This window comes from Phycisphaerae bacterium (assembly GCA_017999985.1).
Classification (GTDB): domain Bacteria; phylum Planctomycetota; class Phycisphaerae; order UBA1845; family Fen-1342; genus JAGNKU01.
On sequence record JAGNKU010000013.1, the window covers coordinates 74,029 to 100,193 of the forward strand.

At 66.8% G+C, this 26,165-nt stretch carries 19 protein-coding genes, 1 tRNA gene and 1 riboswitch; of the genes, 10 read left to right on the top strand and 10 right to left on the bottom strand.

Annotated features, from left to right (window positions below; all coding sequences use genetic code 11):
• Positions 1-67 precede the first annotated feature (67 nt).
• The gene (locus KA383_16110) at positions 68-520 is read right to left on the bottom strand and encodes a GAF domain-containing protein (protein ID MBP7747642.1); all 453 of its coding nucleotides are present in this window, start codon (positions 518-520) and stop codon (positions 68-70) included.
• Positions 521-585: 65 nt separating this feature from the next.
• Positions 586-802: riboswitch (cobalamin riboswitch) on the top strand.
• 209 nt (positions 803-1,011) lie between these two features.
• Between KA383_16110 and KA383_16115 the strand changes: the two genes are divergently transcribed.
• The 4 genes from KA383_16115 to KA383_16130 all read left to right on the top strand — a co-directional run bounded on the left by KA383_16115 (position 1,012) and on the right by KA383_16130 (position 4,636).
• Entirely contained in the window at positions 1,012-1,710 is a 699-nt protein-coding gene (locus tag KA383_16115; GenBank protein ID MBP7747643.1) for a hypothetical protein, read from the top strand.
• Positions 1,711-1,713: 3 nt separating this feature from the next.
• Entirely contained in the window at positions 1,714-2,508 is a 795-nt protein-coding gene (locus tag KA383_16120; GenBank protein ID MBP7747644.1) for a prepilin-type N-terminal cleavage/methylation domain-containing protein, read from the top strand.
• 326 nt (positions 2,509-2,834) lie between these two features.
• The gene (locus KA383_16125) at positions 2,835-3,683 is read left to right on the top strand and encodes a metallophosphoesterase (GenBank protein MBP7747645.1); all 849 of its coding nucleotides are present in this window, start codon (positions 2,835-2,837) and stop codon (positions 3,681-3,683) included.
• 50 nt (positions 3,684-3,733) lie between these two features.
• Positions 3,734-4,636: a methyltransferase domain-containing protein gene (locus tag KA383_16130; GenBank protein ID MBP7747646.1), complete on the top strand. Its 903-nt coding sequence runs from the start codon at positions 3,734-3,736 to the stop codon at positions 4,634-4,636.
• A 25-nt stretch (positions 4,637-4,661) separates the two neighbouring features.
• Here the strand turns inward: KA383_16130 and KA383_16135 are convergent, their stop codons facing one another.
• From KA383_16135 to KA383_16145, 3 genes are all read right to left on the bottom strand, one after another.
• On the bottom strand, positions 4,662-5,132 hold the full coding sequence (locus KA383_16135) for a hypothetical protein (protein MBP7747647.1): 471 nt from the start codon (positions 5,130-5,132) through the stop codon (positions 4,662-4,664).
• 27 nt (positions 5,133-5,159) lie between these two features.
• Positions 5,160-6,716 (bottom strand): sialate O-acetylesterase, encoded by a 1,557-nt coding sequence (locus tag KA383_16140; protein MBP7747648.1) that lies wholly within the window; start codon positions 6,714-6,716, stop codon positions 5,160-5,162.
• A gap of 191 nt (positions 6,717-6,907) precedes the next feature.
• Positions 6,908-8,062, bottom strand: coding sequence for an ROK family protein (locus KA383_16145; protein MBP7747649.1), 1,155 nt, complete (start codon positions 8,060-8,062; stop codon positions 6,908-6,910).
• Between the two features lie 176 nt (positions 8,063-8,238).
• Between KA383_16145 and KA383_16150 the strand changes: the two genes are divergently transcribed.
• On the top strand, positions 8,239-9,165 hold the full coding sequence (locus tag KA383_16150) for an aldo/keto reductase (protein MBP7747650.1): 927 nt from the start codon (positions 8,239-8,241) through the stop codon (positions 9,163-9,165).
• A gap of 172 nt (positions 9,166-9,337) precedes the next feature.
• Here the strand turns inward: KA383_16150 and KA383_16155 are convergent, their stop codons facing one another.
• Positions 9,338-12,172 (bottom strand): DUF1460 domain-containing protein, encoded by a 2,835-nt coding sequence (locus KA383_16155; protein ID MBP7747651.1) that lies wholly within the window; start codon positions 12,170-12,172, stop codon positions 9,338-9,340.
• Positions 12,173-12,272: 100 nt separating this feature from the next.
• On the opposite strand from KA383_16155, the gene KA383_16160 reads away from it, so the two are divergent.
• Complete coding sequence (locus tag KA383_16160; protein ID MBP7747652.1) at positions 12,273-14,510, top strand: PQQ-binding-like beta-propeller repeat protein; 2,238 nt, start codon at positions 12,273-12,275, stop codon at positions 14,508-14,510.
• On the opposite strand, the gene KA383_16165 is transcribed toward KA383_16160, so the two are convergent.
• From KA383_16165 to KA383_16175, 3 genes are all read right to left on the bottom strand, one after another.
• On the bottom strand, positions 14,490-15,554 hold the full coding sequence (locus tag KA383_16165; protein ID MBP7747653.1) for a GntR family transcriptional regulator: 1,065 nt from the start codon (positions 15,552-15,554) through the stop codon (positions 14,490-14,492). The genes KA383_16160 and KA383_16165 overlap by 21 nt on opposite strands.
• A 317-nt stretch (positions 15,555-15,871) precedes the next feature.
• The gene (locus KA383_16170) at positions 15,872-17,062 is read right to left on the bottom strand and encodes an AGE family epimerase/isomerase (GenBank protein ID MBP7747654.1); all 1,191 of its coding nucleotides are present in this window, start codon (positions 17,060-17,062) and stop codon (positions 15,872-15,874) included.
• Between the two features lie 67 nt (positions 17,063-17,129).
• Positions 17,130-19,940 carry a family 20 glycosylhydrolase gene (locus KA383_16175; protein MBP7747655.1) on the bottom strand — a complete coding sequence of 937 codons (2,811 nt, stop codon included), beginning with the start codon at positions 19,938-19,940 and terminating at the stop codon, positions 17,130-17,132.
• Between the two features lie 76 nt (positions 19,941-20,016).
• On the opposite strand from KA383_16175, the gene KA383_16180 reads away from it, so the two are divergent.
• On the top strand, positions 20,017-21,015 hold the full coding sequence (locus KA383_16180; GenBank protein ID MBP7747656.1) for a DUF4434 domain-containing protein: 999 nt from the start codon (positions 20,017-20,019) through the stop codon (positions 21,013-21,015).
• Positions 21,016-21,203: 188 nt separating this feature from the next.
• Positions 21,204-22,091: a hypothetical protein gene (locus tag KA383_16185; GenBank protein MBP7747657.1), complete on the top strand. Its 888-nt coding sequence runs from the start codon at positions 21,204-21,206 to the stop codon at positions 22,089-22,091.
• A gap of 93 nt (positions 22,092-22,184) precedes the next feature.
• Here the strand turns inward: KA383_16185 and KA383_16190 are convergent, their stop codons facing one another.
• On the bottom strand, positions 22,185-22,838 hold the full coding sequence (locus KA383_16190) for a sugar transferase (GenBank protein MBP7747658.1): 654 nt from the start codon (positions 22,836-22,838) through the stop codon (positions 22,185-22,187).
• A gap of 220 nt (positions 22,839-23,058) precedes the next feature.
• Between KA383_16190 and KA383_16195 the strand changes: the two genes are divergently transcribed.
• Together KA383_16195 and KA383_16200 are read left to right on the top strand one after the other, a co-directional pair.
• Positions 23,059-23,130: transfer RNA gene (locus tag KA383_16195), tRNA-Gly, on the top strand.
• A gap of 707 nt (positions 23,131-23,837) precedes the next feature.
• Positions 23,838-25,448, top strand: a complete 1,611-nt coding sequence (locus tag KA383_16200) for an exo-alpha-sialidase (protein MBP7747659.1) — start codon at positions 23,838-23,840, stop codon at positions 25,446-25,448.
• Positions 25,449-25,539: 91 nt separating this feature from the next.
• Here KA383_16200 and KA383_16205 read toward each other — a convergent pair whose 3' ends face one another.
• Positions 25,540-26,079: a flavin reductase gene (locus KA383_16205; protein MBP7747660.1), complete on the bottom strand. Its 540-nt coding sequence runs from the start codon at positions 26,077-26,079 to the stop codon at positions 25,540-25,542.
• Positions 26,080-26,165 lie beyond the last annotated feature (86 nt).

Below are 26,165 nucleotides of genomic sequence, written 5' to 3' on the forward strand. Positions count from 1 at the left end.
GTCGCAGGAACGGGCAAGATGCCCGTACCACCCACGCTGCTGCAGTCATTCTCAGGTGCCATGCCGCCTACGTCGTCAGGCCCGCCGCGCGCAGCACCGCCGCGAGCCCGCTCACATCTTCCGCGCTGAAGCTACCGACTTCGTGACTGTCAAGGTCGAGCACGCCCCAACACGACCCGTCGGCCTCCAGCAGCGGTATCACCACCTCCGAGCGGTCGCGCGGATCGCAGGCGATGTAGTTCGGACCAAGGTCCTGCACGTCACGCACAACGAGCGGCCGGCGAGTCTTGAACACTGTCCCGCACGCCCCATGCATTCCGATCGGCGAACACGCCGGCTTGTCGCGCCGCGCCGCGAGCACCAGCTCGTCGCTACCCGCATGCACATAGATCCCGACCCACGAGACGCCGGTGTCCTTCAGCGCGTCCCAGAGCGCATCGACAACGGCGCGCACGCGCTGTGCCCGGTCGCCGGCTGCCTGGAGTTCAAGCTGCACGCGCTCATAGGGACGGCTCTGCATGCCAACATCATCCGCGTCCATGCCGTACGCGGCAAGCGACGCTTGATTTTGGCGCGCCGCGCGATAGATTACGCACGGTCACTGGTGTCCGCCGCTTGGGGCGGTCGGAAGAATAGGGAAGCCGGTGCAAGTCCGGCACGACCCCGTCGCTGTGACCGGGAACGAACGCTGCACGAGTCATTGGCCGCTGTGGCGGCTGAGAAGGCGCAGCCAGTAGGTGTCGCGGGCCACGCCCCGACGAGCCCGGAAGTCAGAAGACCTGCCAGTGTGACCGATCGTCGGCGCGCCTTCGCGGGAAGGGCGATCGAGCATGTCGCGCGGCTTTCACTCCCCTACATTGCCCGGCGACGCTTCCGCCTCGCTGACGCCACGCGCGCCAGCGGACGTGCGCTCCATGCCTCTCCCCGTCAGCGATCCGACGTAATCACCGTCGGCGCGGCTCCGGGCCGCGACCGGTGCGCAGTGCGGCGCGGCCGCAGGTGGAGGTTTTCATGCGTGGGAGATGGTTGGCAGCATTGGCCGGCGGCCTGACGCTGGCGTGGGTAAGCACGAGCTTGGCGCACACGCTCGACGACGTGCGTGTGCAGTGGTGGACGGGGACCGGCGAACACCGGGTGCTACTGGTCGTCGATTTCTGGCCGTACAACGACGACGGGGACAGCTTCGCATTCGGCTATCAATTCGACGCGGCGACCGTCACGGGCCGCGAGCTCCTCGACGCTCTGGTGGCGACGAACCAGGGGTTCACGTACGCCGAGTCCAGCGGGTTTCTCACAGATATCTGGTACGTCCACGGCAACGTCAGCTACCACGCGGTGTACGACTGGCCGACGTCGTACGTCAGCTATTGGGTGAGCACCGACTTCGGCACAACGTGGGACTACTCCATGTGGGGCATCGACGGACGTGCGCTGCAGGATGGCGACACGGACGGCTGGCTCGGGCAGCCCGGCGACGATTACACGAGCGTCCCGGTCACGCCGCTGCGGCCGCCGGTCATGCCTGGGGATCTGGACTGCAACGGCGCCGTGAGCTTTGGCGACATCAACCCGTTCGTGCTCGCCCTGACCAACCCGCCGGCATACGCCGAGAACTTCCCGGATTGCAGCCTCCTGGCAGGTGACGTCAACGGCGACGGGACAACGGACTTCGGCGACATCAACCCGTTCATCGCCCTGCTCCAGCGGTGAACCATGCGTGCGTCACGCGGCTTTTCGTTAATCGAGCTACTCGTCTGCACGGCGATCATCGCGGTGCTGCTGGCGATTCTGGCACCGAGCCTGTCAGCGGCCCGCGCCCAGGCCCAGCGCGTCCAGTGCGCCAGCAACCTCCGCCAACTCGCGGTCGCCTGGCACTGTTACACGGGTGAGTACCGCGGCCGGGCGATGCCGCTGGCCTACACGGACCTGCGGATCATCGGCAGCGGCCCACCCGTGTATTGGTGGGGCACGAACGATGTCGCCGGTGTGGACCACACGCGCGGGTTCGTCTGGCCGTATCTGCGATCGGACCTGCGTGTCAACGGCGTTTATGAGTGCCCGCGGCAGCCTTGGGGAACGTACATTCCGCAGGGGGCCGCGCGGGCGGTGACGAGCACGTACGGCTATAACGGCTACTACCTTTGCCCGCCGCACACGCCCGGCTGGACCATGCACATCGGCGCTAAACCCTGGAAGAACCTGGACCTGCTGCGGCGACCCCAGGCCCTGTTTCTGTTTGCCGACACGCTGATCGACCTCGGACAGGCCCAGCCCGAGAACGACGCGCTACTCGACCCCCCGTCGATCTACTTCGCGCGCCGGTGGATCCCCAACAGCGCCCCGACCACCGCGTTCCGGCACCGGGGGCGCACGAACGCCGCCGCGGCGGACGGGCACGTCGCGGCACACGGGCCAACCGGAGGGGCAGTGGTGTCGTGGCGGTTCGGGATCGGGTCGGTGGGGGCGGAGAACGACCCGCACTATGTCCCGGACTGGCAGTCCTGGTAGTGGGTGACGGAATGTCGTCGAGGTGGCGCGTCGCGTCGCCGATTGTAGGAGTTTGTCCGGTAGTGCCGCGTGGATTGATTTGGACGCGCGGCGCATCTATCCTAATTTGACCGGTACCGTCTGAACCTGGAGGAACGAGCGTAGAGATTGCGCCGATTAGTCCTGATCTGCTCGCCATTTTGGCTTGCCCGGCGGGCGCGTGTCACGGGGCGCTGGAGCAACGTGCCGATAGGTTGGTATGTCTTCAATGCGGACGGCGCTATCCGATTCAAGAGCGCTGGCCAGTGTTGATCCCGGAGGAGGCGGAGCCGCCCCAGGAGCCCTGATTGAAACGCGCGCAGCCCAAGAACAAGAGCTTCGCCATCATCAGCGACATCCACGCGAATCTGGAAGCGCTGACGGCGGTTTTGGCCGACATCGACGAGCGCGGCGTGCGCGAGATCGTCTGCCTGGGAGACATCATCGGTTACGGCGCGAATCCGAAGGAATGCCTCGACCTCGTGCGCGAGCACTGCCGCATCACGATGATGGGCAACCACGACCACGCGGTCCTGTTCGAGCCGACCAATTTCAACCTGCCGGCCGAGCGGGCCTGCTATTGGACGCGCCAGGTGCTCGAGGACGAACCGGACCCGGAGCTGCGCTGTGCGCGCTGGAAGTTCCTCGGCGAGCTGCCGATCCGCGTGAAAGAACGCGACGTACTGTTCGTGCACGCGTCGCCGCGCCGGCCGATGAACGAGTACATCTTCCCCGAGGACGTATTCACCAACCCGCAGAAGGTCATCGCAAACTTCGAGCGGCTGGACGCGCGCCTGTGCTTCGTCGGCCACACGCACCAGCCCGGCGTGTTCGTCGACGACCCGTATTTCGATCCGCCGGACGAGCTGCCGGATTCGCCGTTCTACGAGGTCGACAACGAGCGGGCGATCGTGAACGTCGGCAGCGTGGGCCAGCCGCGCGACCGCGACGCCCGGGCGTGCTACGTGATCGTGCGCCGCCGGCCGGAGATGTTCGAGGACGGGGTCGAGAGCCTCGCGGCGGCGGCGCTCAATTCGAGCGTGGAGCAGGTCGAGTTTGTGCGCGTGGAGTACGACCTGGAGCAGACGGTGCAGAAGATCCTGGCGGAGCCAGCGCTGGAAGACCTGCTCGGCACGCGGCTATACGACGGGCGGTAGCCTGCAACTCTGGATACGCCCGCGGACGCAGCGCCAAGGAAGGTCAGTCCGTGATCACGCCCCGACGTCTGAAGCAGCTCTACGAGCAGGGCCAGAACATCAGCGCCTGTTTGCGGGAGGAGCTGGCGCTTCAGCAGAACACGCGCGAGATCATCGAGCTCTCGTATGACCTGCAGGCCGGCAGCTACGTCGCCGCCATGCACGACGCCGAGCAGGCGCGGCTCAAGCAGGACTACACGCAGAAGATCGCCGCGACGATCGCGCGGCTGTGCACGCCCGCCTCCGTGCTCGAGGCCGGCATCGGCGAGGGGACGACGCTCTCGGGCGTGCTCGCGTACCTGCCGGGCGGGATCCGGAGCTACGGGTTCGATCTGAGCTGGTCGCGCGTCGCGTATGCCAGACGCTGGCTGCGGAGCAGGCAGATCCGGGCTTGCACGCTATGCTCCGGCGACCTGGCCAACATCCCGTTCCTGGAGAACTCCATCGACGTGGTGTTCACCTCACACGCCATCGAGCCCAACGGCGGCAACGAGTTGGCGATCGTGCGCGAGCTGTACCGCGTGGCACGCCGGTATGTCGTTCTGCTTGAGCCGGCGTACGAGTTCGCCAGCGTCGAAGTGCGGCAACGGATGGACGCACACGGCTACTGCCGGAATCTGAAAGGTGTGGCCGAATCCTGCGGCTACGACGTCGTGGAGCACGGATTGTTCCCGTACACGGGCAACCCGTTGAATCCGACGGCACTGACGATCATTCGCAAGGAGCAGCGCGGCCCGGCACCCGACGACGTCTTCGCCTGCCCGCGCTTCAAAACGCCCCTGCAGGAGGTCGCGGGGATGCTGTTCAGCCCGGAAGCCCTCGTGGTCTACCCGATCCTGGATGGGATTCCGTGCCTGCGCAGCGAGAACGGCATTGTGGCCAGCAAGTTCCCGGAGATCGTGGCTCAGCGCTGAACACGCCACGCGCGGCGCGGGCGAGCTACGTCGAGAAGCGGAAGATCGTCGGCTGTGCCAGGCGCAGGTAATCCTCCACGCTCAGAATCAGCGAGGTCGTCAGCTCGCCGGCGTTGAAAGCGATGACCGCGTTTTCCCGAATCGATTCATCCACGTACAGCTCGAATGGCAGGATCGGCTGGCCGAACGGCGGCACTGCGCCAGGCGGCAGTCCAGTCAATTCCAGCAACTCCTCCGCCGAGGCGAAACGCAGCTTCTTCGCGCCGAAGTGTTTCTTGATGGCGGCGGAGTCGAGCTTGCGCGCCGCGCTGAGCACGAACAGGCGGAACGTCGCGTCAATCTTCAGCAGCAACGCCTTGCCGCCGACGCGCAGCTCTTCCCCGCGCGCCTGCGCGGACTGCTCCGACGTGTACGTCGGCTCGTGCTCCACCTCACGGAACGTCACGCCGCCATCACGCAGAAACGTGCGAATCCGATCCAGCAGCGCGGCGCTCATGTGCCACCTCGGTGGGCGCCGGTCCCCCTACCACTGGTCCGTGCGGAACGGCGACGCCGGCAGACCGTCCTTGTTCATCAGGTTCGGCTCGGCTTCCATGCTCCAGCCGAAGCGCACGGCGACCGGGGCGGCCACGGCGTCGCTGGAGACGACCACCGTCGCGCCATCGATGCGGGCCTCGGCCTTGACGAACTTCTGGTCGGCGCCGGCGATTTCGAACCAGGTCAGTGGCTTGTCGTCGCGTGCGGCGAGCCCGCCGCCCACATGGTCGAAGCTCACGCGAATCTTGTTTCCTTCAACGGCCATCGACTTGTAAAGCGGGCCGGAGTAGACGAGGTTCTTCTGACCGTAGGTGTTCGCGAGTGCCCACAGGGCGAGCCGCCGGCCGACTTCCTGCTTGTTCTTCGGATGGATGTCATCCAGGTCGGTGATGTCCGTCGTGACCGCCATGCCGGTGTTCGGAATCGCCAGCGCCGCGGTCTGGGCCTGCCAGACTTCCGGGATTGCTGTCGGGGCGATGGCCTTCTGGATCTTCTGGTAGCGGAACGGCGCAATCTGGACGTAGTAGAACGGGAAGTCGTCCTGGCCCCAGACGCTGCGCCAGCCGCCGATCAGCGCCTTCATCTTCTCGAAGTACAGCATGCCGTCGCCGCCAGCGGCGTTGGATTCACCCTGGTACCAGATCGCCCCGCGCAGCGCGAATGGCACGAGTGCGTGCACCATGCCGTTGTAGAGGCCGGTCGGCCGGCCTTCATGCGCGAGCCCGTGACGCGGCCAAGCCGGCGCGGGCGGCAGCGGCTTCTCAGCGCTCAACGCCGCACGCGCAGCCGTGACCCAGGCGTCGATCGGTCCAAGTGCTGAGCTCACCGCGGCGCGGTATTCGGCATCCGCCGCGGCGATTTCCTGCTTGATCGGTTCCAGCTTGGGCAGGTCGGCGAACCCGCACGGCGGCGTCCACGGCTCGATGCGCGTGCCGCCCCACGAGGTGCAGATCAGGCCGACGGGCACCTTCAGCTCACGGTGCAGCTCGCGGCCGAAGAAATACGCCGTCGCCGAGAAGCCGCCCCAGATGCCAACCTTGATGTTGTCGGGGGTGCAGACGCGCCACTCGGCATCGACGTCCGGCAGCGGCTGGCCTGCGGGCCGGTGCGGGACCTGGAAGGTACGAATCTCCGGGTAGTTCGCGGCGGCGATTTCCTTCTCGGCATCCTGGACCTGGTTGATGCCCATCTCCATGTTGGACTGGCCGGAGCAGATCCAGACCTCGCCGACGAGGATGTTCTTCAGCGTGATTGTGTTCTGGCCCGTGACGACGAGGTCATGCGGCCCGCCGGCCGTAAGCGCGGGCAGCTTGACCTGCCAGGCACCGGCAGCGTCGGCGACCGCATTCAGCGATTGCTCGCCCAGCCTGACCGTTACCTTCTCACCCGGCGCGGCCCAGCCCCAGATGGGAACGGGCACGTCGCGCTGCAGGACCATGTTGTCGCCGATCACGTGCGGCAGACGCACATCGGCCATCGCCGGCAGTGCGACGAGCAGCAGGGTCAAACAGGCAGTCAGGCAGCGACGGTAGTAACGGTGCATGGGAGGTTCCTTCACGTACAACAGCCTTCGTGGGCGGCCGATCCCGGCCCGGATGCCGGGACGCCGCGGACGAGCACGTTAGCGGCGCGCGGCGGGTCCCTGCAAGCAGGCAGCGCGTGCCGACGAGTGCGGTTGCGTACACCGCCGAGAGCGGTGGCCGACGCGCGGGGTCCGCCGTGCGACGGGGCGCGTCAGCTCCAGCTCGGCAATCGAAACAGGCGCTGGAGTGCCGGCACGACCGCGCCACGTACGCCGGCAAATTCTCCGCGCGTCGCAAACACGACGTCGGTCTGGCCGCACCTTTGCCGCGCGCGCCGCGCGGCCAGGTTCTGCGCCAGACGCGCCTCGAACGCCGCGCCGAGCTCGGCCACGTCCGCCTCGATGACAAGCCGGCCCGGCTCCAGCAGGTCGACGGCGCACAGTACCAGCTGCATCAGGTCGCCCGCGACGCGATCCATCGCCGCCACCGCACCGGCCTGCCCGGCCTGGAGCGCGGCCACGAATTCCGCCGCGCCGGCAAATGGGCGGCCGCGGTCGTCCCGCGCGTCCACCAGCGGATGTAGCACCGGCGTCGCGAGCTCACCCGCCGTACCGAACTCACCGCGGTACGGCTCACCGTGGATGATCAGGCCGATGCCCACGCCCACCTCGCCCCGCGCGGCATCCGCGAACCGCAGCACGACCGAGAGCTGGTTGCGCACGTCACCGGCACCAGAGAAATGCGTGGCCAGGCCCACAGCCGCGGCGTCACTGATCACATCGGTGTGGACGCCCCAGCGCTGCTCGCACATCGTCCGCAGCGCGACGTCGCGCCAGTTCAGCGGCGCGCTCCAACGCACGATGCCGGCCGCGCTGTCCACCCCACCCGGCAGCGCGATGCCCACCCCGCGCAGCCGCGACCACCCCAGTCCCGAGTTGTCCGTTGCTTCCTGCCGGACCTTGAACAGCCGCTCCCCAATTGCGGTCAGCCGGTCGATGGTCCGCGCGGGCGACTCCGGCGTGTAGCCCGCACGCCAGCGGTACTGCAGATGGCCCGTGATATCCGCCAGCCCGGCGCGAATCGTCGTGTCGGACACCTCGAAGCCGAGCGCGTGCGGCGTGCGATCAGACAGCGCCAACATGCGAGGGGCGCGGCCGCCGTGCGTCGCCCCTAGACCGGTTTCTTCGAGCAGGCCCTCCGCGAGCAGCTCGCGCACAACCGCGGTAACCGTCGGGGGACGGATCCGAGTAATCCTGGCCAGCTCGGCCCGGGAGATCCGACCGGCGGCTCGAACGCGATTCAGGATCAGGGCGCGGTTCACCTGGCGATTGAGTTGCGGCTTCCCGGTAGGATAGCTCGTAAACATGGGGGTTACCTTAATTAAGTAGAATAACTAACGCAAGCGACCAAGACCAACCGACCAAACACCCGAGTCGCCCTCGTGCGGCCCAGTGCGTTTCAGTAGAATCCGCCGCCGCAAACAGCCGACCGGAGCGCGCCTCGACGCCCGTCAGCTGGCCGTGTTTGGCCGGAGAGTGACCGATGAGCCTTCCGCAGCCGCCTGATCGGGGCCGGCCTCAACTACACCGCCCGCCGGGCGCTGCGCCGGGGCTACCACGCCGCGCGTACGGCCGCACCGGCGAACAGTTGTCAATCATCGGTGTGGGCGGGATGCTGGTGGCGAACCTGGAGCCGGGGCACGCGCGCCGGTTGGTAGCCGAAGCGATCGAGCGCGGAGTAAATTACTTTGACGTGGCACCGAGCTACTGGAACGCCGAGGAAGTGCTCGGGCCGGCGCTGGAGCCCTACCGCAACCGCGTCTTTCTGGCGTGCAAGACGCTGGAGCGCACGCAGGAAGGCGCACGCGCTGAACTGGAGCGCTCACTGGAACGGCTGCGCACAGACCACTTCGACCTGTACCAGTTGCACGCCCTGTCCGACGTGGCCACGGACGTGGATGTGGCTTTTGGGCGCGGCGGCGCGCTGGAAACACTGATCGAAGCCAAACGCTCCGGCCGCGTGCGCTACCTGGGGTTCTCGGCGCATTCGGAAGCGGCAGCCCTCGCGGCCCTCGATCGATACGCGTTTGACTCGGTGCTTTTCCCGGTCAATTTCGCCGCGTACACGGTCGGCCATTTCGGGTCACGGATCATGGCCAAAGCAGAGGCGCAGGGCGTCGCCCGACTGGCGCTCAAGGCCATGGCCCGCCAGGCCTGGCCCGCTGATGACCCCCGTCGACCGCAGTTCCCGAAGTGCTGGTACGAGCCGATCACCGACCCGCGCGAGGCCGAGCTCGCGTTGCGCTTCACGCTGAGCCAGCCGGTCACAGCCGCCTTGCCGCCCGGCGAGGAGATGTTGTTTCGCCGCGCGCTGGACATTGCGGCTGCTTTCCGCCCGCTCACGCCGGTGGAGCAGACCGAAGTGAATTTGCTGGCCCAGGCGCTGACCCCGGTCTTCAGCGCGTCGTGACTCTCAGAGGTGAATCGGCGCAGTCCCAAGCTACTGCATCACCGTGATGGCGCGACCCAATCGCCGGCTTCACACAGCAGTGCGGTCCGTCATCGTGGTGCGTGGAACTGGCCCGGCAAGCACACCAGCCGGCCGTCCGTCGCGCGGCGCATCCGGTCGAGCGCAGCACCCGTCACTCGCGCGGCAACAGAACGTACGCCAAGCCGCCCGTCTGGCGCATCCAGACCTTTTCCAGATCGCCACGGAGGTACGCGCGGCAGCCCTCCTCCGGCGTCCGCACGGCCGGGTCATTGACCAGCACGCGCCCTTCGGCGTCGAACCCGGTGACGACAATCAGGTGGCCCGCGGTGGACTTGTATGGCGCGCCGGTCAACATGCCCACCTCCGGCGCCCGGATCGAGATGATGAGCGGCTGACCGGCGGCGATCATGCGCTCCACGTCGCTCCACCCGGAGAAGCGCGCCAGGTAGCCCGGCACGTCGAGCGCGTACGCCGCCTGAACGGCGCGCGGCCAGCCGCCAAAGAGCTTATGCACCGGGTCATAACACAGGCGGGCAACATCCTCCGGCCCGCTCTCCACGCCGCGATAGGACAAGACCATGCTCACCGAGGTCGGACTGCAGATCTGCCCCTTGAATTCGGGAACGTTCGTCGCCTGCGTACGGAACGGCACGGGCAGGCGGCGCTGCCAAGCCGACGGCGGCATCACGGCCTCTGGCTCCGGGCGTGGCAACGCCGGCGGAATGCCGGTCAGATCACTCAGGCAGAGGTCCACGCGCCGCACACGCAGCGTCGCGCTCTGGCCCTCTGCACACGCCGTCCGAATGCGATACTGCACGCGGTCAAAGTAGTCCGGCGAACGGAAGTAATCGACGTCGATCTTGCCCTGCTCGCACGTCTCGATGCGCTCGTCCGCCAGCGTGACCGCGCCCCACTCCCCGACACTGAGGTACGGCGACCAGACGCCCGTGTCCTGCCGGCCCACACGCACCTCGAAACGGAACCCCGCCTGTTCCGGCGTATCGACGTTCCACGAGGCCACGACCTCGTTGAACCAGAAGTCCGTGTCCAGCACCGGGGACTCGTACGTGCCCGCCTGCGCTCCCGCGCATGACAAGATCACGCCGCGACCGTCATCCGCCAATGCGCCGTATTGGATCGTCCCCGCCTGGAAGCTCGCGGCGTCGGTGTGAGCGATGGCGTGATGCGTGTAGGGCAGCGGTGGCTGCGGGCCGCACAGCAGGTCATCGACGGCGGCCGCCATCTCGGCCAGGTATTCCTCGCCGCGCGCATGCTGCGTCATGCCGGCCAAAAGGTAGAGGTGCTCGCCGTGTTGCACACGGGCCGTGTCGAGATGCCAGTCTTCCCACAGCCCACCCTTGCGCAGGATCGTGACGTCGCGCCCGTTGAGGCCGCGGACGAAATCCTTGTTGTGGAACTCGAGGCGCGGCGCCGCGAAGATCTCCTTGAGCTTGCCGCACACCTCCGCGCTGACCAGCTTGCCCTGTTCCAGCATCAGGTAGTAGCGCAGGCACTGCCGCACCGTGGCGCCGTGCGAATGGTCGTGCAGCGGGTCGCCGTAGCGCGGCTCGGCGATGCCGTAGTGCTTCCCGCACCACAACCCGCCGCCGTGCTCCTTGTCGTAGAACGCGTAGCGCTTCGACCCGATCAGTTCCTGGATCTTCTCCAGCCCGACGAGTTGGCTGTACTTCGCCGCCAGCTCGTTGTCGGAGCGCTTGATGACGAGCTGCAATTCGCGCTCGATCGCCGGATCCAGGTTCGCCACGGCCTCCGGGTGCGTCGCGAAGTACGCCATCACGATGCAGATCTTCGGCACGCTCGCGCCGTAGAACATCGAGTCCGGGCGCACGAGCGCCGCGCGCAGGTTCGTCAGGTCCAGCACGCCGAAGGCGCGCGCTTCGTCCGGAATGCCCAGCTTCTCGCCGACCTGGCGCTCCAGCGCCTCCAGCGCAGGCTGCAGTTCAGGATCGAGCGGCGTATCGAACTCGAGGTTGTACGACTGCAAGTGCATGGCATGGGCCCAATCGCGCACATAAGACGGCGGCGCCCCGGTGGTCATCACGGGCGAGGCCGCGAGCGCCGTCTCGAGCGCGGCCGCGCTCACTTCGGTCGCCCGGGGCGACGCTGCCAGCGCCGCGGCCATCCGCCGCGCGGCGTCCGGCCGCAACCGCAGAATCTTGATGCCCAGGCATTTGCGATCCTTGGTCAGGTAATCGGTCAACGGCTGCTCGCGCACCGCCGGCGACGCGGAATGCAGGAAATCAACGGTGCCGTCGGGCGCGTGGGCGATCAGGCCGGTGTGGCCGGCATATTGCGAGTCCGCGTCGCCGCGGATGATGTTCACGAAGTCGCCGTCGCGCAGCTCCCCGAGGATGCCCGGCACGTTCTCCTTGGGGATGTAGTGGTCGGCGATCGGCTCGTCCGGAATGTCCTGCCCAATCCCGAACTTGGCGAAGAACGCCGCCCGCTTACAAACCTGCTTCAGCGGCACCGCCGCCGCTCCGCCGCCGAGCGTCGCCGTCAGGTCCTCGAACAGGAACGCGTTGTTGCGATCCCAGTCGGCGATCGTGTAGTGGTTCCGCGTCAGCATGGAGACGACGCCATCGCGGTAACGCAGCCGCTGCAGCGTGCGCAGGAAGCTCCACCAGTCGCGGCTGAGCGCCATCGAGAACATGTGCTCGCAGAAGGTCAGGCAGTCGCTGCGGCTCAGGCAATAGATCGGATCGGGATCGATGAACTCGTACGGGAACTCGCCGAGCAGGTAGATGTCATAGGGCTGGCCGATGTTCTGACGACCGAGGCGAATGACACGCCGCGCCAAGTCCGGCTCCCGCGCATGCACCACGGGCAGATACTGGTCGAGGTCGGTCTCGCTGAACGTGTACAGCGGCCTGGTTGACCCTTCTGGAGCCGTGCGGCAACCCGCAAGCACACCCGCCATCGCGATCCCCATCAGCAGCTTCAGCGCACAACACCCGGGCTTCATCGCCTTCTCCAGCGGCAGGAAAACATGGACGATCGGGCGGGATTATCGCAGAATGGTGTATACACTGAAAGCCGGACGTGGCGATTTCGGAGTGAACGACATGCTGATTCGACGACTGGCGATCGGCGGCGGGGGACTCGCACTGTTGCTGGCGGGCGCTGCCGTGGCACGCGCCACGGACGATCACGCCGCCACGCCCGGCGAGTTCTCCGTCATGCACATCTCCGACATCCACGTTGAGCCGCACCTCGCCCGCAGCGGCCGGGCCGGGCCGGTGCGCGGTGCGGAGACGATCAAGTGGATCGTCGCCCAGGCCGCCCTGCCGCAGGAGATCCCGCCGTTCAACCTGACGGCCCCGCCCCCGGCGTTCACCTTCGCCACCGGCGACCTGACCGAGTACGGGGTGATCGACGGCACGTGGGACCTGTTCGAGGCAGCGTTCCGCGAGCTGCCGTGCCCCTTGTACGTCGTGCCCGGCAATCACGACAACACGTGGGGTGCGCTCTACGCCGTCATGCGGCAGCGCCACCAGGGCGAGAACTACTCCTTCGACCACGCTGGCTGCCACTTCATCGGCCTAAGCTCGGCCTCGCCGCAGGAGCCCGTGCCGTCGATCGACGCCAAGACGCGCGCCTGGCTCAAGGACGACCTCAGCCGTACGCCGGCCGCGACGCCGATCTTCATCGCCCTGCACCACCCGCTCCACAGCTCCGAATTCGCGAATCCAACGGAGTACGACACCCTGATCGACCTGCTGCGCGATCACAACGTCGTCATGTTGCTCTACGGTCACGGCCACGGCGTGGAATACCGCGATTTCGGTGGCATCGCAGGCGTCATGGGCGGCTCGACGTTCGGCAAGACCGCCGGCTATGGTCTGCTCAGCGTCCAGCCTGGCAAAGTGCGGTACGCGTATCGCTATGAGCAGGGTGGCCCAGCCGCCACCGACCAGCAGACGGCCGGCCCCGCCTGGCAGAAGGTGTACGAAGGCCCGCTGCCCACCGCCGCTCCGCCGCGCCTCTTCCAGATCGCCAGGCCGGCGCCCGACGCCGCGCTGAATGCGGGCCAGCTCATCGCACAACTGACGGTCCTGGGCGATGGGACCCTCCCCGCCGGGACCCGCGCCACGTTCCGGATCGACGGCCAGGAACTGGCGACGGTCACCGGCGCCGCCGTGCTGGAGCCGGTTCCGCTCGCGGCCAACGAGCTGACCGCGGGCGCGCACCTGCTCTCGGTGACCGTGCAGCTCGCCGACCAGCGGAGCGACCTGCGCACCCGCAGCTTCCTCGTCGCGCGCCCGGACACCGAGCTCGTCTGGCGCAAGCAGTTGCCGGCCGCAATCAAGGCGCAGCCACTGGTCATCGGCGATACACTGGTCATCGCCGGCAACGACGGCCGCGTGACGGCGCTGGATAAGCGCACCGGCACGGAACAGTGGTCGTTCACGACCGGCGGCGAAATCCTCGGCCGCCCTGCGTGGTCCGGCGCTGCAATCGTGTTCGGCTCCGGCGACGGCCAAGTGTACGCCGTCAGCGACGCCGGTAAGCTGCAGTGGAAATTCGAGGCCGGTGCGCCGGTCTACGGCTGGCCGCTGATTGCCGGCGGTTCCGTGTACATCGGCGACAACGGGGGCCGGCTGCACGCGCTGGACGTGTCCGACGGGACGCGGCGCTGGACGTTCGAGCGGGCGGACTTCACGATCGAATCCCAGCCAGCCGTGTGGGGCGACCTCATCGTGTGCGGCGCGTGGGACGGTTACCTCTACGCGCTCAACGGCGCGGACGGGAAGCTTCGCTGGAAAGCGTACGGCCCGGCCGCCAGCGAGAAGAAGTCACGCTACTACGCGCCGGCCGACTGCGGACCCGTCGTGATCAACGAGACCCTGTTTGTCTGCGATCGCGGCTACGAACTCGGCACGTTTTCGGCCACCGGCGAAATGAAGGCGAAATGGGCGAACAAGGCCAGCGGCATCGCGGCCGGCGCTGACGGCGAAACGCTCTACGCGCGCACCAACGACGACCGCGTGCTGAAGCTGAACGCGCGCGGTGAGCCGGTCTGGGAAGCCAAGGTCCCGGCCGGGCGTTTCCCGATCGCCCCCACTGTGCATGACGACCGCGTCTATGTCTGCTCGAATCGCGGGCTGCTCAGCGTACTGGACGCGCAGACCGGCAAACCCGTGTGGAACTACCAGGCCACCCCAGGGCTCTTCGTCATGGCCCCCGTCACGGTGGACGCCGGTGACGCCGCGGGGCCGGTCTGCTATGTGGCGGGCATGGATGGGTCGCTCACGGCGGTGCGGGCGCGGCCAACGGCCGGCTCAGCGCGCGGGCCCGGTTGAGCTGCGGACAACAAGTTCCGTCGGCAGTTGGCATGACGTCGGCATGCTGTACTTGTCGACGATTGCCTGCCGCAAGAGCGCGTAGGCGCGCGCGGCCATTTCGTCGAGTGGCTGCCGGACCGTCGTGAGCGGCGGGTCGAGCAGCGGCGCGGACTGCGGGTCGTCAAAGCCGACGACGGATACATCCGCGGGGACGGACCGCCCGGCGCGCCGGACCGCCTGCAGCACGGCCAGGGCCAGATAGAAGCCACCGGCGATCACCGCGGTCGGACCGTCCGGCGCCATCAGGCGTTTTTCGATCTGCGCCATCGTTTCTTCGTCGAGGACAACGCTGTCTTTCGAGACCGGCAGGTCGCACGGCGTGAGGTGAATGCCACGGGCCATGAGTTCAGCGGTCGCGCCGCGCGCCCGGTCGCGGGCGTTGCTCAGGTTCATCGGCCCGGACAGGACCATGAACCGGCGATGCCCAAGCTCCCACAGGTGCCGGGCCGCAACGCGGCCTCCGCTTTCGTTGTCACAATCCACCGTCACCAGGCGCCCCTCCGGGAACGCGCCGCCGAGCACGACCACCGGGTAGCGCTCCGCGAGGCGCTCGACCGCGGCCTGCGACTCCAGGGGTGGATGGATGCAGATCGCGCCAACGTCCTTGCGCCCCTTGTCGCGCAGATCGAACCGATCGTGGAAGAAGAACTCCACGGAACGCGTGTCGGAGCGCGCGGCGCGCCGCAATCCGTTGATCAGCGTGCTGTGGTAGTAGTCGTCGATGTTGACGTGGTAGTGCTGATCGAACAGCAGGCCGACGAACAACTGGCGCTGCACCTGGTTGGCCGGATCGACATCCTCGCGCACGTACGTGCCGCGCCCCACCTCCCGCCGCAGCCATCCGGCCTCCACCAGCCCTTCCAGCGCCTTGTGCGCCGTGATCAGGCTCACGTCGACCAGCGTGCTGATCTCCTTCGTCGACGGCAGCTTGCAGCCGGGCGTGAGCACGCCGGACCGAATCGCCGCAATCAAAATCTCGCGCGTCTGGAGATACTTCGGCATGGGGTCCCGGCGATCAACTTTCGGCAACGAGAGAGGACCGCTCATATTCCGGCTCACCATTGCACAGCAACCGCAGCCCCATTCCAAGTTTACAGCCTATTTCAGCCGACGCAAGGCGCGGACGGTCCAACACGCACGACCGGACGCACCGGCACCCTGACTCCACCGCGCACACCCGCGCGCCGGCGTGGCGATACGCCACGACTTCGGAGGCGTCGCGCTCCGGCCAACGGCGTTATCGGGCATGCGGCACGCCGGCGCACTCCCAGCCGTAACGTGCCGCGCTCCAAACCGGAGTGGCGTCTCAAGCGGCGTGCTCAGGCTTGGCGCGCTTGCGCCAGCATCTCCTCGGCCAGTTTCCAGCAGTAGAGCTGCGTGCGCGGGATATGGAAAGGCCCTTTCCACAGGCCGCCCTTGGCCGGGTTGGAGACGGTGCCGTCGCGATGCAGGTAGCCGAACCACTCGCCGTGCTGGGCGTCCGGGAAGTGCGCCAGCGTCCACTCGTGGATCTGCTCGTACATGTGCGCGTAGCGCGCCGCACCGGTCAGGTGGTATGCAAGCAGTGCCGCGTACAGCGCTTCGCTGTGCGGCCACCAGAGCTTCATGTCATGCTCGAGTTGCTGTGGCGGCTTGCCGCCCACGTCCACAAAGTACAGCAGTCCGCCGTACTGCCGGTCCCAGCCGCGCTCGAACGACCACTCCAGGATTTTCGTCGCCCGCCGGGCCAGGGCCGCGTCACCGCGCCGCCGCGCGACCTCCATGATGAACCACGCCGACTCGATCGCGTGCCCCGGGTTCATCGTGCGGCCTTCGAGCGAATCCGAGCGCTGGCCGTTCGGCTCCACCACCTCCAGCACGCAGCCGTCCTCGGGTCGGACGAAATCGCGGAAAACCTCCGCGATCGTCTCGTCCAGGATCGCCTCGTACGGTCCCGGCGCGTCGATCTGCGCCAGCGTGTCCGCCGTGTTCAGAATGCACATCAGCGGCGACAGGGCTTTTAACGGCCGGGTGCGCGGGTTCGTCTTCGGCTCGATCAGCCCCGGCGTCTGCAGGTAGCGCATGAACGACTGGAACAGGTCGATCGCCCGCTGGCGGATTTCGGCCTCGCCCGTGGCCTGCGCCAGCGCCGCGAAGCCCAGCGTCGCGAAAATCTCGCTGTACACGTAGCGCCGCATGCGCAACGGCTGCCCGGAGCGCGTTACGAGAAAGTACAGCTTGCCACGCTCGTCGAAGCAGTGCCGCGTCAGAAAGTCGTAGCCATGCCGGGCGAGGGCCAGCCACTCGGCGCGCGGTTCGACGCGCGTGTAGAGCGTCGCAAACATCCACGTCGCCCGCCCCTGTATCCACACCGGCTTGTCCGTGCAGTAGATCGACCCGTCCCGATCCAGGTGCGTGAAGAACCCACCCTGTTCGCGGTCGACCGCGTGCCGCTCCCAGAACGGGATCACATCTTCAAGCAGCCCGGTACGGTGTGTATCACTCAGTTGCGTAAGTCGCTTGGCGTCCATCTCCGGCTCCTGATCCAGCGGGGTCGCGCGGCGGGCACACTATACCGGGCCGGCCCGCGCCGCGCAATCAGTCCAGTCCGCTCACGCCGACCACGATCAGCGCGCCGGCCGCGTCGGCCGAGCGCAGCGTGAGCCTGCGGATCACCCGTTCCGGCCGCGGATGCGACCACACCAGCGCCCGCAAGGCCACCGCCTCGCCGGACGCCGTCGTGCCCGACCAGACCACCGGCGCCTCCGCGAGCGCCATGCCGTCGCCGTAGGCCAGCACGTTGCGGCCGTAGACCACCGGCAGATCCGCTTCCGTACCGTCGTCGTACGTCACGCAATACTCGCCCACCGGCGTGCCGTCCGCGCAGGCAAAGTTGGTCGCATGCAGGATGACCAACTGCGCGGCTTGGCGCTCCAGGGTCAGTTCCACCGTGGACGGAAACCCCGCGCCGTGCGTCAGCTTGCTGCGCAGCACGATGGCCGACCGGTCGGCCGGCGCTCCAATCTGAAACGCCACCCCCTTCAGGCGCGTCCGCCCACTCGGCACATCCCGCAGGTCGTGCTCCGGCCCAAGCTCGAACCAGCCGCGCTCGTCCGCGGCCGCCAGAGCGTAGTTGCATGCCGCCCCGATGTCCGCCACCCACCCGCTCCGGTTCGCCGGCGGCAGCGCGCTCAGGCCCATCAGGTCCAGGAAGTATGCGCGGGCGGGATAGGTGTCCGGGTCCGGCGGCTGGTCGGCGTTCCAGGCCGCTTCGGCGGCGAGCACGTAGGCCGCATACTGGGGCAGGTGCCGGGCGAAGCTCTCCGGATCGAGCGAGTAACCGGCCCAGGTCGTTTGCAGCAGCCCGCGCGCCTTCTTCGCGTATGCCGCCCGCGCGAAGTTCACGATGTTCGCCGGCCGGTCCCAGGTGGCCGCCACCGTCTCGAAACCCGCCGCGTGAAAGACGTCCAGATTCGTGAAGTCCTCCGGCGGATTTCCACAGTAGTGCCAATCCGCAATGCGGATGTCGTCCGGGAGTTCCGCGCGCAGCGCGGCGGCCGACTCCCTGGACTTGGCGTGGCAGGCATCGGGCCCTTCGCCCTTGGCCAGCAGCATGTCGCCCCACATCATCGTGCGGACCCCGCGCTCCGCCAGCCACGCGTGTAGCCGCTGCGTGTCGGTCAGGAAAAGCTGCTCGACCGTGAAGGCCTGGCTCGACTCGCGATACGGCACGCGGCCACGGTGGTCAAACTCGTCGTGACCGATGTGGAACCACTTCGGCTGAAAAAGCTCCAGCGCCTCCGCGTAGATTCTGAAGATGAACTCGTAGGTCGCCGGATTAGTCACACAGTAGGCCCATTTCGCGTCCGGGTCCTCGGCCAGTTCGAGATGATGCCCCGTTTCGAACATCCACTGACAGTGGCCGAGCGACATGACCAGCGGGATCACCTCGATGCCGGTCTCGGCGCACGCGCGGAGAATCTGTCGCACGTCGTCTTTCGGCATGCCGTACTGCGGGTGGTGAATCTCGGGGTAGGCGTCCCACTCAACGTACTCGGCCTGCAGGACAAGGGCGTTCATCTTCAGCGCCGCAAGCACGTTGCGAACCAGCTTGAGATGCAGCTCGGGGCCCTGCCCGCCCGTGAACATGTGCACGCCGCGAAAACGCAGCGCCGGCCAGTCCCGGATCTCCGCGCTGCGCACCACGACTTCGCCACCGGGCGTGCACGACGTGAGCTGAATCAGAGTCTCGACCGCGTAGCGAAAGCCGGCGGTGCTGTCGGCCTCGACGGTGATGCCGGCCGGCGACACGGTGAGCTGGTACCCTTCCGACGACCAATTCGGAAGTACCGCGGGCTGAAACCGGATGGCCGCGACCGGTATCCGTTCCTGCTCAGCGTCCAGGGCGGCGGTGACGCCGTGCCGCTCCGCGAGGTACCGCGCCCAGCGGGCGGCGGCCGGTCGCGCGGCCGGAACACCAACTTCAATTGGCGGCCGGCCCGTCAGCACAAACCCGCCGGGACCGAATTCCGCGCGCTTGGGACGCGGAATGACCACCGGCGGATCGTCGGCGACGTACGTCTGGACATCCGGCCGTGCTTCGATTGCCGCGACCGCGGAGATGACTTCGGCCGGCGCCGAAGTCGGCGCATCCGGCGGCAGGTGATAGACGATCCGGTAGCGCGTGGTCTGGCCGGCCTTCAGCCGCGTCCCCAGGTCGCCAAACCAGAAGTAAGGGTTGTCCGCGGTCGCCCAGCGGTCCTTGCGGTAGTCATAGACGATCAGCTCGGGCTTCCCGTCCACCTCGATCCGTATCGGCCCCAGGCGCGAGTCAAACTCCAGCGTCCGGAAGCCGCGCGCCAGTGTGTTGACGGCGCGCTCCGCAGAACGGGCCGCAACCGGTACAACACCATGAACAGTCTCGCCCCCCGCCAGTTCCGCCATGTACGGTCGCCCGACAATCAGCGTCGGATTCAGTCCGCCGATCCGCCACTGCAGCAGCGCTTCGGCGTCCTGTTTGACGAAGCGGGCGTCCAGCACCTGCTCGATCCGGCCATCCGCGTGCAACGTGATCGTCTCCACGCCCTCGAACGATCCGTCAGCGCCGCGGTGCACCAGGCGCAGGCGCGCGCCGCCGTCAACGGACTCGTGCACTGCGTCCGCGACCGAGCGCTCGTCCGGTCCGACGTAGTAGTGCGGTGCCCAACCCGGCGTCGTGATCACCAGCTCGCTGTGCCGGATGACCTCGATCCCGTCGTACAACACGCGCAGGCCGGGATGGCGCGGCTCCAACAAAACTCGCGCGCGACCCTGGCTCAGCTCCTGACGCGGCGTGCCGGCCCACGCGGCCGTGCACGCCAATGCCGGTAATATCCACCCTGGCACGCTCCGCATGGTTCTGCCCTGCATGCGTGCACCTCGCTGATCGTCGAACCATCCCCGCAACACGGAATTCACGCTGACTGGAGCGACATGGTGTTATATAATGTCGGTCGGGTCCGTTCGCAACGGTGCGCCGGAGCACAGCCGGGAGTACGAAACAGTGAGAATCACGGGCACGTTCCTTGACGAGATCACGCACGATATCCCGAGCCAGAACTGGGGTCCGGAGGAATGGGCGGCCGACTTCGACGTCATGCGACAGATCGGAATCGACACGGTCATCATCATCCGCGCAGGCTATCAGCATCAGGCCATCTTCAATGCGTGGTCACTGTTCGAGCACCGGCCGATGCTACCCGTGCGCGAGAACCTCGGCCAGCTATTCCTCGACCTCGCCCAGGCCAACGGCATGCGCCTGTTCTGGGGCCTCTATGACCCCGGCGACTGGGCCCAGAACGCCGCGCACGCGCTTGCGCTCAATCGTGAGTTCATGAAGGAAGTGAACGAGCAGTTCGGCGATCATCCGGCGTTCGCCGGCTGGTATATCACGTTTGAATTGTCGCGCGATGACCCCGCGCAGGTAGACCTTGTCAGGGCCGCCGGCCAGCACGCGAAGTCGCTAAAGCCGGACGCGCCCACGCTCATCTCGCCCTACATCGCGGGTCCCAAGGCGCCCCCGGGCCAGTCCTGCATTTCGCGCGAGCAGCATGCGGACGAATGGCGTTCGATTTTCGCCCGCATCCGGGATTGCATCGACATCGTCGCTTTCCAGGATGGCCACATCGATTACCTCGACCTGCCGGAGTATCTTGGCACGAATCTGCGTCTGGCGCGCGAGGCGGGCATGACCTGCTGGTCCAACGTGGAAACTTTCGATCGCGACATGCCGATCAAGTTTCCGCCGATCGACTGGCGAAAGCTCGAGTACAAGATCGACGCCGCACGCGAGGCGGGCATGGACAAGCTGATCACGTTCGAGTTCTCGCACTTCCTGAGCCCGCACTCGATGTATCCCAGCGCGCACACGTTGTTTCGTCGCTACTGCGAGCGGTTTGGCATCGAGATCTCGCCGGCGATCCCGCTCAGCAAGGATGAAGCATGATGGGCAGACACCCGCGCGGATTGACCCGGGCGCGGTTCCAGTCCGCGTGAACGTCCGATAATCTCGGAACTATATAACGTTCGAATTCAAGAAAACAAGTATAGGAAGGCTGCAGGGCCATCTGTATAATGACGAACATGAGGTCGTCGTACCGGCATCGGGCGACAGTGCCCTAGGAGGAAAGTGCTATGTTTCGACGGTTTGCTGCGCTCACGTTGGTGGGGATCGCTGTTACTGCATCGGCCTTCGCGGCCGGCACCGTTTCGTTCATCCTCGAATCGCCCCAGGCCGGCACGAATGTGCCCCCCGGCGCGACCATCGACTGGACCATCAAGGTCAGCGTCTCCACCGGCGACAACGTCGGCCTGGCGCTGTTCGCCTGCGACCTGACGCAGGACGCCGCCAACCCCGAAAAGTTTGATCTGCCGTACGGCAACGCCGCCTCGATTCCCGCCGCACTGGCCAAGTTCAACCGCCCGCTCGGCATCACCAATCCCGGCGAAGCCGGCAACCCGTCCGGCTACGTCGGCGTGCAGCGCGGCACCGCCGGCGCGAAGAACCTGGTTCAGATCGGCGGCGCCCAGAACACGTTCGGCACCGCGATGGCCTCGGGCTCGGGCATTGCTGAGAACGCGGTCGTGACCGGCGGCATCGGCCAGAGCGGCCAGCAGATCGTGCTGTCCGGTTCGTTTACGGCCCCGGCGACCACGGGCGCTTACACCTTCCGCCTGGAGAACGCCCTGGCGAACGTGTTGACCAGCGTGGCGACGCCGCCGGCGTATTCGCCGGTGACGGCGGCGACTGTGAATGTCGCCGGTGCGAGCTTCACGTTCAACGTTCAGTCGGCGCCCGCGTACTGCCTGGGGGACCTGAACTGTGACGGTCTGGTGAGCTTCGCGGACATCAACCCGTTCGTCTTGTACTTGTCGAACTACGCGTCGTGGCAGACGACGTACGCGGGCTGCAATCCGAAGAACGGCGACATCAATGATGACGGCGTGTATCCGGGCTTCGGCGACATCAACCCGTTCGTGACACTGCTGAGCACGAGCTCGCTGCCGATCACCTGCCCGTAACGGCGGGCGCGACGTAGCACTTGAGCGTTGTTCACACACGCAGGCCGGCGAGTCATCGTCGGCCTGCGTTCTTGTTGTGTGGCCGTGGTGGGCTTACGAGCTCCGACGGGCCCGTGTGTGTGAGTAGCGCACTTCGTAGATGTTACCACGTCGGAGCACGCGCCCGATCGTCCGCCAGAGGATCGTGAGGTCGGTCCGCAAACTGAGCGACTCAACGTACGCGACGTCGAATTCGAGTTTGTCCTCGATCGTCAGACCACCCCGTCCGTGCACCTGCGCTAGTCCGGTCAGGCCGGGCCGGACGAGCAGTCGCCCGCGCTGCCGGGCATTCCACTCCGCCGCCTGTTGGAGGTAGAGCGGACGTGGTCCCACGAGTGACATTTCGCCGCGCAGCACGTTCAGAATCTGCGGCAGTTCATCGAGGCTGGTCTCGCGAAGCCAGCGGCCGACGGGAGTCAGACGCGGGTCGGCGCCGTGCTGCGGCGAATCACCGAAAGGGTCGACGCCGGGTCGCATCGTGCGGAATTTCAGGAGCGTAAACGGTCGCGCGCGCTGGCCGGCGCGCGTCTGGCGGAAAACAGCCGGGTGGCCATCGCGGCGAACCAGGGCGGCAATGATCAGCAGCAGGGGCGCCAGGGCGACACATGCCACGCACGCAGCGTACCAATCGATCCAGGCTTTGAGCCGCAGGTAAGAAGGTGGGGCCGGGCAGCGTACGGGTGTGGCGAACGAGTCCGCGCAGCTCATGGCGGCAGTGTAACCGGGACCGCCGCGGGATCGTAGCCCCGTACGATGGCCGGCGCTATGACAGTCCCGGAACATCGCGCGGCCGCCGCGCTGGCCGGCCAATGCGGGCAGGCGTCGGCGGTCGGCCCCGCGCGTACCTTTTCGGCGGAGGGGGTTGCAGGACGGGGGCGGGCGCTGTAAGAATATTGGTTGCCTGCCGCGGTAGCATCCGGCCGCGCATGCGGGTGTAGCTCAGTGGTAGAGCGTCACGTTGCCAACGTGAATGTCGTGGGTTCGAGCCCCATCACCCGCTTTCTCCCAAGTCACACCGAACGCATTCCTTAGCGCACCTGCCGGCGTGGGGCAGCGCGAACTGAAACGCAGCCAACTCCTGTAATTAGCGGATTGCAGGGATTCGGAGGATCGCGCGACGGCCCGTGCTTTCTCTCGGCAGCCGTCATCCGAAGCCGCGGCCGGCCGATGCGCGTGTCGAAGTAGATGCGGCCGGGGATGCAATCACTCTCGGCCGCTGGCCGCCACATGGACAACTTGGCCTGCGGGTGCTGCTCGGGTCCGAACGACTCACCGGCCGGCAGGTTTCGTCGCGGAGATCGATCAGGCCGACGACGTCCTGCGGCCGGACTGGTAGACCCTGGCAGACCTCCGTGTCTCTCCCTGCCCGCCCCAGCGCCGACCCTGAGCGCTGTGGTGCTCCATGAGTTGCTCGGGCACCCCTGGGAGGGCCCGCATCGGCCGTCAGGCCCGGAAGATACTCGAAAACGAGGTTGGCGCAACGGGGGCGGACGCTGGTATAATCGGGCATCACAGTCGGCGGCATAGCCGGGTGATGTCGAAAGGGGAATTGTCGGTCATATCTGCATCTTTCGCTGTGCCGAAGTACGGGGCTTTGCGGCTAACGGGCACGCCGCCTCTCATGCGAATGGTTTCAGGGCTTGCGGGGAAACGGTATTCGAAGCCTGCGTAACCCGGCCGGATCGGAAAGACTCCAGGAGGCAGAAGATGAGAGCGAAGCACTGGGGCGTACTGGCAGTGGCGGTGGCAACATTGATGTGGAGTTGGGGGCAGGCAGTTGGGGCAACCGTGTCTAAGGCAGCGGCGACGGTGCATGAGCGTCCGCCGGCACCGGCGGACTTCGTGCCGGCAACGGTCCGACCTGAGGCGGTGCCGGCCAACGCGCGCGGCGTAGTGAACTTGGCCAGTGCGGGCTGGCAGCAGGAGGTCAATCCGGACTTCGGTCTGCCGGACGGCGAGCGTTGGGCGGGTGACATCGTCGTGACGACATTTTCCTACGATCAGGTGGAGCCATCCATGGAGCGTGCGCCGGACGGGAGCCTCTTCCTGGCGGTCGAGGAACATGGCGAGTACGACGGCTGGATCCGGATTTGGCGGTCCGTCGACGACGGAAAGCACTGGGACTGGATGGTCGGCTTCAAGGACGCCGGAGGCTCGCGCAATCCGGCCCTGACGGTGGCCCAAAATGCGGCCGGGCAGGACTACGTCTATGTGGCCTATCACGCTCCGGGGCGAAATGCCGTCGGCGTATACAAGGCCCCCACGAGTGGTGGCTTTGGCACGTTCCTCGACGTTGCGACCGGCCTGACCGCGACTGACGTGTACCCGCGCATCTGCACCGACAACTCGCTCTGGCAAACGTACTACATCTATGTGACCTGGACCGACAACTACATCGACTATTACCCGGCGCTCTTCTCCCGCAGCCTGGACTACGGCGCGACGTGGAGCGTCGTCATGAACCTCACTGGCGGTTCCGAAAGCTCGAGCTGGGTGACCCAGCCCGACATCGCGTTTGGAACGGCCGGCCTGTTCGTTGCCTTCGAGAAGCCGGGGTGGAGCGGCAGCGAGTGGCACAGCGAGATCTGGGTTACACGGAGCACCAACTTCGGGTCTTCGTGGAGTACGCCAGTGCAAGTATCGTCCGGGTCACTGCCGGCGTACGAGCCTGCGGTCGCCGCTGCGGTCGGCGAGAACGCGGTTCTCGTGGCGTACACGCGGACCTACTCGACGGACACAGACATCCACTACGCGTACTCGACGGACAGCGGGACGAACTGGAGCATGAACCACAGCCTGCCCTGGACCTGGGACAACGAGAAGGCCGTCGACGTGGCCGCCAGTACCGCCGCCGGCGGCAGGTTCCACGCGGCCTACTGGCGCGCGTATGACGTGGAGTACACCAGCGCCACCGTCGCGGCGCCCGACTCCTGGTCGCCCACGGTCCTGGTGAATGAAGCAAACTGGGCGAGTAGTGCCTACCCGCAGCCGACGGTATGTGTTGACGAGCGCAAGCTCCCCAAATTCGAAGCGGCTGTCGCGTGGACGGATTACCGCGGGTCGTACTACCAAGCATATTTCGACGCGATGTATCTCGATTGCGTCGGCGACGTGAACTGCGACGGGCAGATTGACTTTGTCGACATCAACGCCTTCGTCCTGTACCTGTCCAACCAGGCGGCGTGGCTGGCCACCTACCCGAGCTGCCCGCCGGAGAACGGAGATATCGACGGCAACGGCACGTACCCTGCGTTCACGGACATCAATCCGTTCGTGACGCTGCTCACGACGCACTCGCTGCCCATGCTGTGCCCATAGAGCTGCGTTGCGGTTGACGGCCGAAAGGAGGCAGAGGACATATCCCAGCCTCCCTCGGTGATTTCGAGCTTCGGCGCTGCGTAACCGCGGCTCAGGTCTGGCGGCCGGGCTGGCGGAAACCGTCCGTGCCGGCGGCGGCGAGGACTTCGCCGAAATAGACGCGGTGATAGTCGCCCTGATAGTTCGGCGCTATGAAATCCGCCAGAAAGTGCGCCGGATCCAGGTCAGCGAAGTACATCTTCCGGCATTCCAGGATCAGCTCCGCCTCGGCGAAACCCGGACAGGCAATCTGACTGAGTGCGATCGGCGTCAGGCCACACTCGATCATCTTGCGCGAATCGCGCCCGGAGCGCGTGCCAAGCAGGTTGAGCGCGGGGCGGTGGCGCTCGTCGAACGCACACAGGCTGAACGTGTCGTACTGCTCCATGAACTGCCACGTATAGCGCTGTGGGCGGACTACCACCACCGCCAGCGGGCGATGCCAGATTACGCCCAGCGCGCCCCACGACACGGTCATGCTGTTGAACCCACCGGGACGGTTCTCGCCCGCCGTCAGCAGAAACCAGCCGGGTTCCCAGGCGCCGAAGCTGGCCAGGTGCAGTTCCTGGAGCGGGATGATCTCGCGCGGCATGGCGGTCTCCTCTGTCTCGGCGACATCGTGCGGCTGCGTGCCCGGCGACGCAAGCCCGTGATCAGCCCCGACCAGTTGTTACGCAC

Bases quoted from the DNA above. Each gene is read 5' to 3' on its own strand.
- KA383_16150 (MBP7747650.1), top strand. From the start codon at position 8,239: ATGAGCCTTCCGCAGCCGCCTGATCGGGGCCGGCCTCAACTACACCGC.
- KA383_16155 (MBP7747651.1), bottom strand. From the start codon at position 12,172: ATGAAGCCCGGGTGTTGTGCGCTGAAGCTGCTGATGGGGATCGCGATG.
- KA383_16170 (MBP7747654.1), bottom strand. From the start codon at position 17,062: ATGGACGCCAAGCGACTTACGCAACTGAGTGATACACACCGTACCGGG.
- KA383_16135 (MBP7747647.1), bottom strand. From the start codon at position 5,132: ATGAGCGCCGCGCTGCTGGATCGGATTCGCACGTTTCTGCGTGATGGC.
- KA383_16185 (MBP7747657.1), top strand. From the start codon at position 21,204: ATGTTTCGACGGTTTGCTGCGCTCACGTTGGTGGGGATCGCTGTTACT.
- KA383_16165 (MBP7747653.1), bottom strand. From the start codon at position 15,554: ATGCCGAAGTATCTCCAGACGCGCGAGATTTTGATTGCGGCGATTCGG.
- KA383_16110 (MBP7747642.1), bottom strand. From the start codon at position 520: ATGCAGAGCCGTCCCTATGAGCGCGTGCAGCTTGAACTCCAGGCAGCC.
- KA383_16175 (MBP7747655.1), bottom strand. From the start codon at position 19,940: ATGCAGGGCAGAACCATGCGGAGCGTGCCAGGGTGGATATTACCGGCA.
- KA383_16145 (MBP7747649.1), bottom strand. From the start codon at position 8,062: ATGTTTACGAGCTATCCTACCGGGAAGCCGCAACTCAATCGCCAGGTG.
- KA383_16140 (MBP7747648.1), bottom strand. From the start codon at position 6,716: ATGCACCGTTACTACCGTCGCTGCCTGACTGCCTGTTTGACCCTGCTG.
- KA383_16200 (MBP7747659.1), top strand. From the start codon at position 23,838: ATGAGAGCGAAGCACTGGGGCGTACTGGCAGTGGCGGTGGCAACATTG.
- KA383_16160 (MBP7747652.1), top strand. From the start codon at position 12,273: ATGCTGATTCGACGACTGGCGATCGGCGGCGGGGGACTCGCACTGTTG.
- KA383_16190 (MBP7747658.1), bottom strand. From the start codon at position 22,838: ATGAGCTGCGCGGACTCGTTCGCCACACCCGTACGCTGCCCGGCCCCA.
- KA383_16120 (MBP7747644.1), top strand. From the start codon at position 1,714: ATGCGTGCGTCACGCGGCTTTTCGTTAATCGAGCTACTCGTCTGCACG.
- KA383_16205 (MBP7747660.1), bottom strand. From the start codon at position 26,079: ATGCCGCGCGAGATCATCCCGCTCCAGGAACTGCACCTGGCCAGCTTC.
- KA383_16180 (MBP7747656.1), top strand. From the start codon at position 20,017: ATGTCGGTCGGGTCCGTTCGCAACGGTGCGCCGGAGCACAGCCGGGAG.
- KA383_16115 (MBP7747643.1), top strand. From the start codon at position 1,012: ATGCGTGGGAGATGGTTGGCAGCATTGGCCGGCGGCCTGACGCTGGCG.